This window comes from Pantoea sp. AS-PWVM4 (genome assembly GCF_000468095.1).
Lineage (GTDB): Bacteria > Pseudomonadota > Gammaproteobacteria > Enterobacterales > Enterobacteriaceae > Pantoea > Pantoea phytobeneficialis.
In genome coordinates this window covers 104709-119473 of record NZ_ASZC01000020.1, presented here as the reverse complement: position 1 = coordinate 119473, position 14765 = coordinate 104709, and the positions used below count along the sequence as shown (strand labels likewise).

The window sequence follows — 14765 nt, the reverse complement described above, 5'->3', positions numbered from 1 at the left end:
CTCTCCTTATGCGCGATAGATCAACGGTTCCACCTGAAGCGGCTTGCTGAAAATTTTCCGCTCGGCAAACACATCATAAAATTTCTGGAACCATTGCAGGTTAGTCCCGGTTAACTGGTCATACATCACGAAGCCAGGCAGCGGCACTTCCTTCACCAGCGCCGCTTCAATGCCGGTGTAACCCGCCACATATTGCCGCGCCTCTTCCGGCTGTTGCTGGATAAACTTGACCGCTGCGCCATACGCATCAATCACCTGCCGCGCCCGCGCTTTGTCGGCATTGATAAAGCTGGTGGTCAGCGCCGCCGCACCCCCAAACCACGGTGCGCTGGCATCTCCGAGCACATATTTGGCAATCACCCCGGTTTCCAGCACTTTGCCCATGCCTTTCATGCGTGCCACCGTGCCGGTGGGTTCCAGCGTGTATACCCCATCAATCTGCCCGGCAGCTAACGATGGCGCATGCTGGCCGACCGGCAACTCGATCACCTTGGTATCGGTAAAGCCATTCTTCTCCAGGATAATTTTCGCCATAGTGACGTTCTGGATACCGGGGCCGCTGGCAATGCGTTTGCCCTTCAGATCGCTGATCGATTTGGCGCTACTGTTGACCGGCACCAGAAACTCATCCAGCACCATTTTTTCATTCGAAGGATTAGAACAGATAATTTTGAACAGGTCCGGGCTGGTAATGGCCCCCAACCCCAACGCCCCGGTGGCGGTACCGTTGGCGCAACCATGAATACGCCCGGTGATCATCGCTTCCACCACCTGCTGCGGGCTGGCGAATTTGACGGCACGTACGTTCAAACCGGCTTGTTTAAAGATGCCTTTCTCGATACCGGCATATAACGGCAAACCACCGACAATCGGCCAGTAACCAATCAAAATCTCATCATCTGCCGCCACGGCTGATGGGCTGCCCAACATGCCACTGAGCGCGACGCCACCTAATGCCAGCATCGAATATTTCATCATCTGGCGACGCTGAGCGTTAATTTTCTCTTTATCATTGTTGCGCACGGTGATTCCCCCAAGTGATTGACTGGTATGCGGCCTTGTATACAAGCCACTGGTAACTATGCAGAAGTTGTGCCAGGTAACAGAATTACCGTGCGTTAAGGTTTCCTCACTGTGGCTTAATCAATTAGGGAAAGTTAATGGTGCATCCGGCGCACCATAGCGGGACAAGCGTGTTGCGAATCAGCGCTTGACGAACAGGGCCAACCGGCAAATACTGTATATAAACACAGTTATTTATGAACGCAATTATGTACGCACTTGTCGACGTCAACTCCTTCTACGCCTCCTGCGAAACCGTATTTCGCCCCGACCTGCGCGGCAAACCGGTTGTGGTGCTATCCAACAACGACGGTTGCATCATCTCGCTTAGCAAAGAAGCGAAAAAACTCGGCATCAAAATGGGTGCCCCTTACTTTAAGCAGCGTGAAGCCTTGCTGCGCCATCAGGTGGTGGTGTTCTCCTCCAACTATGCGCTGTATGGCGATATGTCGCTGCGGGTGATGGAGACGCTGGAATTGATGGCCCCGCGCGTGGATGTCTATTCAATTGATGAAGCCTTTGTCGATGTGACCGGCGTTGATAACTGCCTCTCGCTGGAAGCCTTTGGTCGTCAGATGCGCGATCGTCTTTATAAAGAGACGCATCTGCGGGTCGGTGTGGGAATTGCACCGACCAAAACCCTCGCCAAGCTGGCGAACTGGGCAGCCAAACGCTGGACCCAGGCGGAGGGGGTGATGGATCTTTCTGCCCCGGTGCGTCAACGCAAATTGATGGCGATGGTGCCGGTGGATGAGGTCTGGGGCGTCGGCCGTCGGCTGGCGAAAAGACTCAACCTGATGGGGATCGAAAAAGCCGTGCAACTGGCCGATACCCCCACGGCACTGATCCGCAAACAGTTTGGCGTGGTGCTGGAACGCACGGTACGCGAGTTACGCGGTGAGGCCTGCCTGGCCTTTGAAGAGGTGATCCCACAGCGGCAAAATATTCTTTGCTCGCGCTCCTTTGGTGAGCGGGTGACGGAGTATAACGACATGCGCGAAGCCATCAGCAATTACGCCGCGCGCGCGGCGGAAAAGTTACGTAGCGAGCGCCAGTATTGCCGCCATATTGGTACGTTTATCCGCACCAGTCCCCACGATCCTCATCACCCTTATTATGCCAACTCGGCTGACACCTTGCTGGTCACGCCGACCCAGGATAGCCGCGACATCATGCATGCCGCGCTCAGTTGTCTGAACAGGATCTGGATCCCTGGCAAACGTTATATGAAAGGCGGCGTGATGCTGGGGGATTTTTTCAGTGATGGCGTGGCGCAGTTTGACCTGTTTGCCGACTATCAGCCTCGGCGTAATAGCGAACAACTGATGCAGTTGATCGATCAGATGAATGCCCACCAGCGCGGCGCGTTGTGGTTTGCCGGTCAGGGGGTGCAGAAAGCCTGGTCAATGAAACGTGAAATGCTGTCACCGGCTTACACCACCCGATTTTCTGATGTGCCGGTGGTGCGGTAGGTCTTGCGCGATAAATCGCGCACTAATGATTGATCACCGTAAACCCTTCATCCGGCTGCGGCGCAACAAAGTAACTGCTGATCAGTGCGAACTGTGCATCGGTGGCAGCAAAATCATGTTCACCTGCGTTGTTGCGCGCATGCAGCCGCGCTTTGCACTCCTCATCCGGGACATCGAGGACATGGAGCTGATGCGCGGCATCGGCAGCCTGAATCACCGCCTTCATCCATTGCCGGTTTTGCAGCGTGTTGGCCGGGAAATCCAGTACCACGGAGACACCACAGCGCAGCAGCGAAATCAGGTGCGGTGTCATAGCATTACGCAGCTTCGCAGCACAGCGCACATAATCCGCCACATCACGCATTTCGTCGGCAAACAGATGCGCCAGCCAGGCATCCTCGCTAATGATCACGGCCCCGGTTTCCTGAGCCAGCCGATGGGCCAACGTCGATTTACCTGCGGCAATTTTGCCGCACAGCAGGTGCAGGGTCGCTGGGGATTGTGTTAACGCGCGCGCAGACGCCATAAAACCACTCCTTTTAAGATGACTGCATACCATGCCTGTAATTGGCGCGCAGGTAAAGACCTGCGCAGGTTCGCTACACTTACAGCATCCTTCAAAAAAGGAGCAGCGCAATGAGCCAGAATGTACATAAAATCGATTTTCCGGTCAGCAAGGCGCGGAAATATCTGGAACCCGGACCGGTGGTGTTGGTCAGCTCGCAGTATGAAGGTCAGCACGACATCATGACGCTCGGCTGGCATACCATCCTGGAATTCTCACCCTCGCTGGTCGGCTGTATGATCGCCAGCGGCAATTTTAGCCATGAATTGATTCGCCACAGCGGCCAGTGCGTGATCAACGTGCCGGACGCCGACTTAATTGATAGCGTGGTGGCCATCGGCAACAGCCACGGCGATCGCATCGATAAGTTTGATGCCTTCAAACTGACCGCTGAACCGGCCAGCAAAGTGAATGCGCCACTGATCAGGGAGTGCTTCGCCAGCTTTGAATGTCAGCTCTACGACGATAGCATGGTGGATAACTACAATCTGTTTATCTTCGAGATCGTTAAAGCGCATGTGGCGGATAAGCCGGAGTTTCCTCCCACCCTGCACTACACGGGGGAAGGTCGTTTTACCGTGATGAGCAATCTGCTGCTTGATAAGCGCCGCGACTTTAAGCCAGAAATGTTAATTTAAACAAGGTTGAATTCACGAAAGCGCGCCCCCACAGTAACGCTTTCGCCCTGACAGGAGTAAAGACATGGCAATTGAATACGCGGTGATCGCGGGTGGCTGTTTCTGGTGTACCGAAGCAGTGTTTAAAAGTCTGATTGGCGTTGAGTCCGTGGAAAGCGGTTATACCGGCGGCACGCGTGCCAACCCGACTTACGAGCAGGTATGCAGCGGTGCCACCGGCCACGCCGAAGCGATCCGCATCGGTTTCGATCCGGCACAGATAAGCTTCGGCGATCTGCTGGATGTCAGCTTTGTCACCCATGATCCAACCCAGCTAAACCGCCAGGGCAATGACATCGGTACTCAGTACCGTTCCGCCATTTTCCCGGCCAATGCCGAACAGGAAGCGGAAGCAATCGCGGCCATCGCCCGTGCTCAGGAAGATAACAAAGATCCGATCGTCACCACCATCGAGCCGCTGGGCGAGTGGTATCCGGCGGAAGATTATCATCAGGATTACTGGGATGGTGCCGGTCAGCGTAACGGTTACTGCCTGGCGGTCATCCCTCCGAAGTTGCAGAAGCTGAAGAAAAATTTTGCCAATCGGGTAAAATCGCAGGGCTAATGCGATGCGGGTGCGCATAATGCGCACCCGTTATAAATCCGCGCGATAAATCGCGCCGCTACGAAAGCTGCCCTATGCCAGAATTTGATTCTCCACCCACGCATTCCCCACCGCGTAAGCGGCCCATAAAGCTCAATACCCTGGTCACGCTGATGCTCAGTACGGTGATCGCCCTGGTGCTGTTCAGCGTCCATCTGATCTATTTCTTTCAAATCGGCGCGATGACGCGGATGCAACTGGAAGACAAAGCGATGGCCGTGGCGCGGACCCTGGCGGATTCGCCAGAAATCCAACGCGCGGTGCTACAGCCGCCCGGCACCCTGCCGATTCAGCCCATCGCCCAGGAGATTCAGCAAAGCAATAACCTGCTGTTTGTGGTAGTCACCAATATGCAGGGTATCCGCTATTCACATCTCAACCCGGAGTTGGTCGGCCAGCATTTTATTGGCGACGACATCGAACCGGCGTTGCGTGGACATGAGAACGTCTCGGTCAATAAAGGCGCGTTAGTCAAAGCCCTGCGCGTATTTACCCCAATCTATAACGCTCAACATCAACAGATTGGCGTGGTGGTGATTGGTATCTCGCTCAGCGCGGTGACCGATCAAATCAACCAGAGCCGCTGGAGCGTGTTATGGACGATCTTGATTGGCGCGCTGGTCGGTGCGCTGGGCACCTTGATTCTGGTACGCGTGCTAAAACGTATTTTGTTCGGCCTCGAACCGCATGAAATCTCGACGCTGTTTGAACAACGTCAGGCGATCCTCAACTCGGTAAAAGAAGGCGTGGTGGCGGTGGACGATCAGGGCGCGGTGACGCTGGTCAATCAGGCGGCACAGAAGCTGTTGAATGCCGAGATCGCGACCAGCGCTATCAGTGCCGAACGTATTTACGATGCCTCGGTGATCAACGCCCATTTGCAGGATGTGTTGCAGAGCGGCCGACCACGGCGCGACGAAGAATTGAACGTTAACGGCCATGTGCTGCTCAGCAATACGGTGCCGGTACGCAGCCAGGGACGTATTATTGGCGCGGTGTGTACCTTCAGGGATAAGACCGAGATTAGCCAGCTAATGCAGCGCCTGAGCGGCATGGTAAACTATGTCGATGCGCTCCGTGAGCGTTCACACGAATTTATGAATAAGCTGCACGTTATCCTCGGCCTGCTGCATATGAAAAACTATGCGCAGGTCGAAGCCTATGTGCTGAAAACCGCCAATAACTATCAAACGGAAATTGGCTCGCTGGTGCAGAAAATTAAGTCACCGGTGATTGCCGGATTCCTGCTCAGTAAGATTAATCGGGCATCCGATCGTGGCCATCACCTGACCATCAGCGATGCCAGTTTCTTACCCGACAGCGGCAACGAGCAGCAGATGGCGGTACTGATTACCGTGATTGGCAACCTGGTGGAGAATGCGCTGGATGCACTTGGCTCCCAGACTGAAGGTGAGATCCATGTGATGCTGCACTACCAGAATGGCTGGCTGGCGTGTGAAGTGAGCGACGATGGCCCCGGTATTGATCCCGAGGTGTTGCCCACTATTTTTGACAAAGGCTTCTCCACCAAAGGTGACGATCGCGGCGTCGGTTTGTTCCTGCTGAAACAGCAAACCGAAAGCCTTGGCGGCGACGTCAGCGTGGAATCAGAACCCGGCGTTTATACCCAATTTTTAGTCCAGCTACCCTGGGATGGAGGAAATCAAACCGCATGATCAACGTGTTAGTAGTCGACGATGATGCAATGGTGGCAGAGCTTAATCGCTGCTATATCGGCCAGGTGCCCGGCTTTAGCTGCTGTGGCACCGCCTCAACCTTACAGCAGGCGAAAGAGAAGATCCTCAACAGCGAACCACCGGTTGATCTGGTGCTGCTGGATATCTATATGCAACAGGAAAACGGCCTCGACCTGCTGCCGGAGCTGCGCAAAGCCAACAGCCCGGTGGAGGTGATTATCATCTCCTCCGCCGCCGATGCCGCAACCATCAAAACCTCGTTGCACTACGGCGTAGTGGATTACCTGATCAAGCCCTTCCAGTTCCCGCGTTTTGAAGAAGCGCTGACCCAATGGCGGCAGAAAAAATCGCTGATGGATAACCAGCATTATTATCAGCAATCGGATGTCGACCTACTGATTCACGGCAGCCCGGCGACCCAGCACGACAGCAAACGCCTGCCAAAAGGGCTGACGCCGCAGACGCTACGCACCCTGTGTCAGTGGATCGATGCCCATCCGGGCACCGAGTTCTCCACCGATGAACTGGCGGCCGAGGTGAATATCTCCCGGGTTTCCTGCCGTAAGTATCTGATCTGGCTGGCGCAGATTAATATCCTGTTCACCAGCATCCATTACGGTGCCACAGGCCGTCCGGTGTACCGCTATCGCCTGCAACCGGAATACCATTCGCTGCTGCAACAATATTGTCAGTAACGCAGTTGCCACGCCGCATCCAGCGGCTCAAAGCTGAAATGGCGCGCGGAGGAGCAGATTATCTGCCGGTCGCGCGTCACAAAGACCGCGTCCAGTTCGGGCTGGTCAGCAAGATACGCCAGCCCCTGTTCCACCCCCATGCCATACAGCAGCGTGGTATAGATATCGCCATCAATGGAACGATCGGAAATCACCGTGATGCTGAGTAATTCGTTGTCGAGCGGATAGCCGGTGCGCGGATCGAAGATATGGTGCCAGCAGCGGCCATCCCGTTCGAAGTAGCGTTCGTAGATGCCGGAGGTCACCACCGACTTACCCTGCACGCGCAACACGCCGAGCAGTTCATCCTCGCGGCCAAAGGGTTTTTTCAGGCCAATCCCCCACCCCGCTGCATCATGGGGGGGACACCCCAACGTCTGCACGTTGCCACCGAGGTTAATCAACGCCTGCTGCACACCCTGTTGGCGTAAAAAGCCCTGCACGCGATCGGCAATATAGCCTTTAGCGATGGCACCGAGATCAATCTCCATCCCCGGCTGTTGCAGGAACACCGAGCGTTCAGCATCATTCAATATCACCTGATGCGGATCGGTCAGCCGCAGCCGCGCCGCGATATCCGCAGCCGGTGGCACCTCATGGCCCTGAAAGCCAATTTTCCAGCGTTTCACTACCGGCCCGATGGTGAAGTTAAAGGCGCTGTTCGGCAACAAACTCACCGCATGCGCCACGCTGATCAAGGCAAACACCGGTTCACTGACCACCACCGGATGGTGGCCCGCGGCTTGGTTGATCGCCATCACTTCAGAGTCAGCACGATTGACGGTAAACAGATTTTCCTGCTGTTTGATCAGCCGGAATACCTGCGCCGCGAGAGGTTGATTGTCTTCGAAGAGTTTAAGCAGAATGGGCGAACCCATCAGAACGGCGGAATAGGCATAGACGCCTGCGTCTGGAGTCATTATCGCCTCTTACAGTTGTAGCGGCACGATTTATCGCGCGGTTCTTAAAAGAGCGCGATAAATCGCGCCGCTACGGATGGTGTGATTTAGCCTAACGCCAGTGCCGCGGCGTTACGTCCGGCTTTGATACCAAAGATGATGATATCAGCAACCGCGTTGCCGCCGATACGGTTGGCACCGTGAATACCGCCAACCACTTCACCCGCCGCCCAGGCACCCGGGATCACCTGTTTCTGTGCATCCAGTACCGCTGTGTCAGTATTGATGGTCACGCCGCCCATAGTGTGATGCACCCCAGGGGCGATACGGATGGCGTAGTAAGGACCGTGGTTGAGCGGATGACGCAGCGCAGTTTTACGGCCAAAATCTTCGTCGTTCTGCTGCTCAACAAACTGGTTGTAACGGTTCAGGGTGGTCTGCAACGTCTCCTGATCCATATTCAGTTTCACCGCCAGTTCGTGTGGCGTTGGCGCGCTGATGACGAACCCTTTGGCGATGTACTCATCCGCCGCTTTGTTGTTCAGACGAACCTGCTCATCGAACATGATCCACGCGCTTTTCTCCGGCAGTGCGATAATTTCCGCCGAGACTTTGTCGCGCGTCTCCATCTCATTGAAGAAGCGTTTGCCCGCCTGGCTCACCAGGATGGCACCGCCGCCACGAATCGCTTCAGAAATCAGATAAGAGGTGGTTTGCTCCACTGTCGGGTGAATCTGGATCTCGCCCATATCCACGGTATCCGCACCAATTTTCTGCAACATGGCGATCCCGCTACCGGTCGCCCCTTTGTGGTTGGTGGTAACGAAGCCATCCAGCTCAGGACGATATTTCACCACCATCTCACGGTTAGCACTGAAACCGCCAGTGGCGACAATCACGCTTTTCGCGTTGAGAATGCGGCTGTCGTTGTACTCATCCACCACTTTCACGCCGCTGACCGCGCCGTTTTCGAACAGGATTTCCGCCACCGAGGTTTCCAGCAGCACTTCGATATTGCGCTGGTTAACGTTTTTCACCAGGCCGCTGATCAGGAAGCCCCCCACCGCCGAACGGTCTTCCGGGCGGTGCGTACGGTCAATGCTCATCCCACCGGTGATGGTGATGTCGCACAGCTCGATACCTTTATCTGTCAGCCAGTCAATCGCACCCGGTGCCTGTTCAACAAACTCACGCAACAGCACTGGATTGTTTTTGAATTTGCCGCCTTTCAGCGTCTCTTCATAGAACAACTCTTTGCTGTCCTCGATGCCTTTCAGACGCTGGTAGCGGGTTTCCGCTGCGTTCATCCCGACCGAGGCTTTGATGGTGTTACCACCGATGGTCGGCATCTTCTCGATGATCACCACGCGCGCGCCATCATCATGCGCCTGAATGGCCGCTGCCAGACCGGCACCGCCACTGCCAACCACCACCACATCGTAGCTGACCGGCGCATTCGGGTTGCCGCCCTCTTCAATGACATGCTCTTTGCTGGAGGTAGCCAGTGCACGGGATACGGCTTTTTTCAGCGCCTCACTCTGGGTGGTGGCACCGGTCACGGCATCAACGTGGGGGCTGTTTGCCACCAGAATGCGCGAACGCAGGCTCTCAAAAGTGCTGGTAAAGTCGACGTCCAGCGTGGCGTCCGGCACCAGCGAGATGTCGGTGATACGGTCGGTGTCCAGTGTGACGTTGATTTTCAGCTTCAGCGCTTCGGCTTCCACTTTCTCCTGGAACACGCCCGCTTTATATTTACGGCCAGTATCGCTCGTGTCGCGGATCATCGCGTCCACCAGCGAGAAGCGCCACAGCGGCTCAGGGATCACCAGCTCCTCGCGTTTGGTGCTGTCGATAAACAGCTCCATATGCTCGTTGCGGATAATCCGGTCGGCCCAGTCCGGGTAGGCGATACAGGCTTTACCAATCGCCACCAGATCGAAACCGTGCTCCAGCGCATTTTCCGCATCTTCTTTATTTACCACGCCGCCAACACCAATCACCGGGACTTTAGCCAGCGTCGGTGAGCGCAGCGCCAGGTATTTGGTGATCAACGGTGTCGGGTCTTGGGTATCAACAATCGACGGACGCAGCAGTTGGCCGACGGAGAAGTGCACATAATCCAGACCACGCGCCGCCAGTTTCTCCAGCAGATACAGGGTGTCGTCAAAACGGATACCCGGCACTTCCAGCTCTTCCGGCGAGAAGCGATAGCCGATGATAAAGTCGGCTGCCGCAAAGCGGTCCGCCATTTTATGGGTGATTTCCAGCACTTCCATCGGGAAGCGGGCACGGTTGTCGCGGCTGCCGCCCCACTTGTCATCGCGCTGGTTGGAGTTTGGTGAGTAGAACTGCTGAATCAGGTAAGTGTTAGCGCCGTGGATCTCAACGCCATCGAAACCCGCTTTGATGGCACGGTTCACCGCATCACCAAATTTGGTGATCATGACATCGACTTCTTCCGCCGTCAGCGCCTGGGGAGTCGGCGCACCTTCACGCGGTGCGGCAAGCGCGCTGGGCGCGACTGGCGTTTTACCGCCGATCAACGCGGGATCCACCATACGGCCACCGTGGTAGATCTGCAAAATGGCTTTGGAACCCTGAGATTTGATCGCATCAGCAATCCTGGCCAGGCCGGGGATTTTGATGTCGCTATCGATAGCGATGGCGCCGGGGAAGGCCGGGCCACGGTTATCGATAAAACAGCATTCGACAATCACCGTGCCAATGCTGCCCGCACGTACACGATAGTAGTCCACCAGGTCGCTGGTCACGCCGCCGTCAAAATAACCGGTACAGGTGGTCATTGGGGCCATGACCAGGCGATTTTTCAATACCGCGCCTTTCGGCAGTGTCAGTGGATTAAGAATCGGGGTGAGCGTATTCATGATAACAACTCCAAAATTTAAAAGTTTCGAATTCTGTCGCAGACGCAGTTATTTCAAATTTATTTAAGAGGTCCGATTTCATGTAAACAATATACCAATTTCTTTAGTTACATAATTAATAATTTTAGTTTTTTAACTTTTAAATTATTCTGGAAATAAACACTAAGAATGAATATTCGCCACTTAAAATGTTAGCGAAACGTTGTCAAAAATCAATTTTTTCATTTACATAGAAATTAATTTATGATAAATCATGACGTTATCAGACACATCCCAGACAACAACGCCTTCCGCCTTGAGCTTTATGGCGTCTTGTCACCAGCAGAAAAGAATTAAGTAAGGGTAAGAATATATGTCAAATACAAAAAGGATTTAATACTGAATCGATTTTTTGATCCAGATCAAAATGGAGTTTTTAATAAATCGCATCATATTTACATTACGCAATCTTCTCTCTTCAACATTGCAATTAAAGAAGCATTAAAGACGTAACGGCAGATTAAAAAAGTATCATCTGAGTAGAGCAAAGTAACACCTGTTTTCCCGGAACGTTAATCGCATTCTCCATAACTTGCAGACCAAAACTATGAAAACACAAACTATCCAGAATGAACCCCTAAAAGCGCCGCCTGCCGCGCCGGGGAATAAAAACCGGCTGCTGATGCTGTGCCTGCCGGTGGTTGTTGCTGTGCTGTTGTTACTGGTGCCCACACCGGAAGGACTCGAACCTTATGCGTGGCACTTCTTCGCAATCTTTGTTGGCGTGATTGTCGGCCTGATCTTCGAACCTCTGCCTGGCGCGGTGATCGGCCTGACCGGCGTGGTGGTGATCGCGCTGTTCAGTCAGTACCTGCTGTTTAGCCCGGCCGAGTTGGCGGATCCGAAGTTTAAAATGGCAGGCCAGTCCTTCAAATGGGCGGTCAGCGGCTTCGGTAACTCCACCGTGTGGCTGATCTTCGGTGCCTTTATGTTTGCCGCCGGTTACGATAAAACCCAGTTCGGTCGCCGCCTGGCGCTGATTCTGGTGAAATATCTCGGCCGTCGCAGCCTGACGCTGGGTTACGCCATCACCTTCGCAGACCTGTTGCTGGCACCGTTCACTCCGTCCAACACCGCACGCAGTGGCGGCACCATCTATCCGATTATCGCCAACCTGCCGCCGCTGTACGGTTCAAAACCTAACGACCCGAGTGCGCGCAAAATTGGTTCTTATCTGATGTGGGTTGCCATCACCGCCACCTGTATCACCAGTTCAATGTTCCTGTCTGCACTGGCTCCCAACTTGCTGGCGCTGGCGCTGATAAAAAGCGTGGTAGGTTTTGATATCTCCTGGGGCATGTGGTTCCTTGCCTTCCTGCCGCTGGGTGTGCTGTTGATTCTCACCATGCCGCTGCTGGCCTACTGGCTCTATCCGCCGGAAGTGAAACTGAACGATGAAGTGCCGCGCTGGGCAACAGCCGAGCTGGCAAAACTGGGCAAACTGTCGCGCAATGAAATCCTGCTGCTGGTGTTCGTGATTTCTGCGCTGCTGATGTGGATCTTTGCCACAGCCTGGATTGAACCGGCAATGGCCGCGCTGCTGGTGATTGTGCTGATGCTGTGGACCGGCGTACTGAACTGGAACGATATCACCAGCAACAAAGCTGCGTGGAACACTTTCGCCTGGTTCGCCACCCTGGTCGCCCTCGCCGATGGTCTGGCGAAAGTCGGCTTCATTGCCTGGTTAGGTAAAGAAGGCGGGCAACTGCTGCAAGGGTATGATCCACAAGTCTCTGCCGTGGTCTTACTGGTGGCTTTCTATGTACTGCACTACCTGTTTGCCAGCACCACCGCACACACCACTGCCCTGCTGCCAGCCATGCTGACCATTGCGGCAGCTATCCCAGGCATCAATATGCCGGTGTTCTGTCTGATGCTGGCGACCTCACTGGGTGTGATGGGTATCATCACCCCGTACGGTACTGGCCCCAGCCCGATTTATTACGGTAGCGGCTATCTGCCAACCAAAGACTACTGGCGTCTGGGCACCATCTTCGGTGCGCTGTTCCTGGTGCTGCTGATGCTGATTGCCTATCCGTGGATGGTGCTGATGTTCTGATGATGTTGCTTCGATGTTAAAAATCGCAGCCGCGAAAGAATGTTAAAATGCTATGATACTCGCCAGTCAGCCCTGAGCTGGGCTGGCGAGAGAAAAAACCTATAACGAATCGCTAATGATGTCGCCTGTCTTCTCTGTACCAGACGAGCGACACATAACTGAGTGAGCCAACATGTCGAACAAACCCTTCTACTATCAAGATCCCTTTCCTCTCGCCAAAGATGATACTGAGTACTACCTGCTCAGCAGCGATTATGTCTCCGTGGAGAAATTCGCAGGCGAAGAAGTGTTAAAAGTTGATCCGCAAGCGCTGACCCTGCTGGCGCAGCAGGCGTTCCACGATGCCTCATTTATGCTGCGCGCTGCCCATCAGCAACAGGTGGCCGCGATTCTGGCCGATGATGAAGCCAGCCAGAACGACAAATATGTCGCCTTGCAGTTCCTGCGTAACTCCGAAATCGCAGCCAAAGGCGTGCTGCCGACCTGTCAGGACACCGGCACCGCCATCATCATGGGTAAGAAAGGCCAGCGTGTGTGGACCGGTGGCGGCGACGAAGCGGCGTTGTCCCAGGGGGTGTACAACACCTTTATCGAAGATAACCTGCGCTACTCACAGAACGCCGCGCTGGATATGTACAAAGAGGTGAATACCGGTACTAACCTGCCGGCACAGATCGACCTCTACAGCGTCGACGGCGACGAGTACAAATTCCTGTGTATCGCCAAAGGGGGCGGCTCCGCCAACAAAACCTATCTCTATCAGGAAACCAAAGCGCTGATCACCCCGGCGAAACTGAAGAACTACCTGATCGATAAAATGATGTCGCTCGGCACCGCCGCCTGCCCGCCTTACCATATTGCGTTTGTTATCGGTGGCACCTCGGCGGAAAGCACGCTGAAAACCGTGAAACTGGCCTCCACCCACTACTACGATTCGCTGCCGACTGAAGGTAATGAGCACGGTCAGGCGTTCCGTGATGTGCAGCTGGAGCAGGAATTGCTGGAAGCGTCGCAAAAACTGGGCCTCGGTGCGCAGTTTGGCGGTAAATACTTCGCGCACGATATCCGTGTGGTGCGTCTGCCACGTCATGGCGCATCCTGCCCGGTGGGTATGGGGGTTTCCTGCTCGGCTGACCGCAATATCAAGGCGAAGATTAACCGTGAAGGCATCTGGATTGAGCAACTGGAGCATAATCCAGGCCGCTTTATCCCGGAAGAACTGCGTCAGCAGGGTGAAGGCGAAGTGGTCAACGTGGACCTCAACCGTCCGATGACCGAGATTCTGGCGCAACTTTCTTCCTACCCGGTATCGACCCGCCTGTCGCTGAACGGCACCATTATCGTGGCGCGTGACATTGCCCACGCCAAGTTGAAAGAACGTATTGATAACGGTGAAGGTCTGCCGCAGTACATCAAAGACCATCCGGTGTATTACGCAGGACCGGCCAAGACGCCAGAAGGTTATGCGTCAGGTTCACTCGGCCCAACCACCGCAGGCCGTATGGATTCCTACGTTGACCTGTTGCAGGCCAACGGCGGCAGCATGGTGATGCTGGCGAAAGGCAACCGCAGCCAGCAGGTGACAGATGCCTGCCATAAACACGGCGGCTTCTATCTCGGCAGCATCGGTGGCCCGGCGGCGGTACTGGCGCAGCAGAGTATCAAGAGCCTCGAATGCGTGGAGTACGCAGAACTGGGTATGGAAGCGATCTGGAAGATTGAAGTGGAAAACTTCCCGGCGTTTATCCTGGTGGATGACAAGGGTAACGACTTCTTCCAGCAGATCCACAACCAGTGTGCGGCCTGCGTGAAGTAACCTTATGGGGTGCGCAGTGATGCGCGCCCTTTCCCCCTGAATAAACCCCGCCGAATGGCGCGATAAATCGCACCGCTACGACTTATGCAAACTCGTCATATCGCGCGTCCTGGTAACCTACCCACCAATATTGCGCGATAAATCGCGCCGCTACGAAATGGTGCAATCTGCACTGCGATACAACAGCCTCACGTCGCCTGAACCCTCTCCCTGTGCGGTTTTTTACCTAACCTACTATTAATTAACTGATTAATTT

At 54.7% G+C, this 14765-nt stretch carries 11 protein-coding genes; 7 read left to right on the top strand and 4 right to left on the bottom strand.

Features of this window, described 5'->3' with window-relative positions:
- Positions 1 to 6 precede the first annotated feature (6 nt).
- On the bottom strand, positions 7 to 978 hold the full coding sequence (locus L579_RS18490; protein WP_051337990.1) for an ABC transporter substrate-binding protein: 972 nt from the start codon (positions 976 to 978) through the stop codon (positions 7 to 9).
- Between the two features lie 293 nt (positions 979 to 1271).
- On the opposite strand from L579_RS18490, the gene umuC reads away from it, so the two are divergent.
- A complete protein-coding gene (gene umuC, locus L579_RS18485) occupies positions 1272 to 2534 on the top strand; it encodes a translesion error-prone DNA polymerase V subunit UmuC (protein ID WP_021185705.1) in 1263 nt (420 codons plus the stop codon).
- 22 nt (positions 2535 to 2556) lie between these two features.
- On the opposite strand, the gene L579_RS18480 is transcribed toward umuC, so the two are convergent.
- A complete protein-coding gene (locus L579_RS18480; RefSeq protein WP_021185704.1) occupies positions 2557 to 3060 on the bottom strand; it encodes an AAA family ATPase in 504 nt (167 codons plus the stop codon).
- Positions 3061 to 3170: 110 nt separating this feature from the next.
- Between L579_RS18480 and L579_RS18475 the strand changes: the two genes are divergently transcribed.
- The 4 genes from L579_RS18475 to dcuR all read left to right on the top strand — a co-directional run bounded on the left by L579_RS18475 (position 3171) and on the right by dcuR (position 6772).
- Positions 3171 to 3737: a flavin reductase family protein gene (locus tag L579_RS18475; RefSeq protein WP_021185703.1), complete on the top strand. Its 567-nt coding sequence runs from the start codon at positions 3171 to 3173 to the stop codon at positions 3735 to 3737.
- A gap of 64 nt (positions 3738 to 3801) precedes the next feature.
- Positions 3802 to 4341: a peptide-methionine (S)-S-oxide reductase MsrA gene (gene msrA, locus L579_RS18470; RefSeq protein ID WP_021185702.1), complete on the top strand. Its 540-nt coding sequence runs from the start codon at positions 3802 to 3804 to the stop codon at positions 4339 to 4341.
- A gap of 74 nt (positions 4342 to 4415) precedes the next feature.
- On the top strand, positions 4416 to 6056 hold the full coding sequence (locus L579_RS18465) for a sensor histidine kinase (protein WP_051337989.1): 1641 nt from the start codon (positions 4416 to 4418) through the stop codon (positions 6054 to 6056).
- Positions 6053 to 6772, top strand: coding sequence for a two-component system response regulator DcuR (dcuR, locus tag L579_RS18460; protein ID WP_021185700.1), 720 nt, complete (start codon positions 6053 to 6055; stop codon positions 6770 to 6772). Before L579_RS18465 ends, dcuR begins: the two co-directional genes overlap by 4 nt.
- On the opposite strand, the gene L579_RS18455 is transcribed toward dcuR, so the two are convergent.
- Both L579_RS18455 and L579_RS18450 read right to left on the bottom strand, forming a co-directional pair.
- The gene (locus tag L579_RS18455; protein WP_021185699.1) at positions 6766 to 7731 is read right to left on the bottom strand and encodes an FAD:protein FMN transferase; all 966 of its coding nucleotides are present in this window, start codon (positions 7729 to 7731) and stop codon (positions 6766 to 6768) included. The two genes, dcuR and L579_RS18455, sit on opposite strands and share 7 nt — an antisense overlap.
- An 86-nt stretch (positions 7732 to 7817) precedes the next feature.
- Positions 7818 to 10595 (bottom strand): flavocytochrome c, encoded by a 2778-nt coding sequence (locus tag L579_RS18450; protein WP_021185698.1) that lies wholly within the window; start codon positions 10593 to 10595, stop codon positions 7818 to 7820.
- A gap of 586 nt (positions 10596 to 11181) precedes the next feature.
- Between L579_RS18450 and L579_RS18445 the strand changes: the two genes are divergently transcribed.
- Together L579_RS18445 and fumA are read left to right on the top strand one after the other, a co-directional pair.
- The gene (locus L579_RS18445) at positions 11182 to 12693 is read left to right on the top strand and encodes an anion permease (RefSeq protein ID WP_021185697.1); all 1512 of its coding nucleotides are present in this window, start codon (positions 11182 to 11184) and stop codon (positions 12691 to 12693) included.
- A gap of 172 nt (positions 12694 to 12865) precedes the next feature.
- Positions 12866 to 14509, top strand: a complete 1644-nt coding sequence (gene fumA, locus L579_RS18440) for a class I fumarate hydratase FumA (protein ID WP_021185696.1) — start codon at positions 12866 to 12868, stop codon at positions 14507 to 14509.
- Positions 14510 to 14765 lie beyond the last annotated feature (256 nt).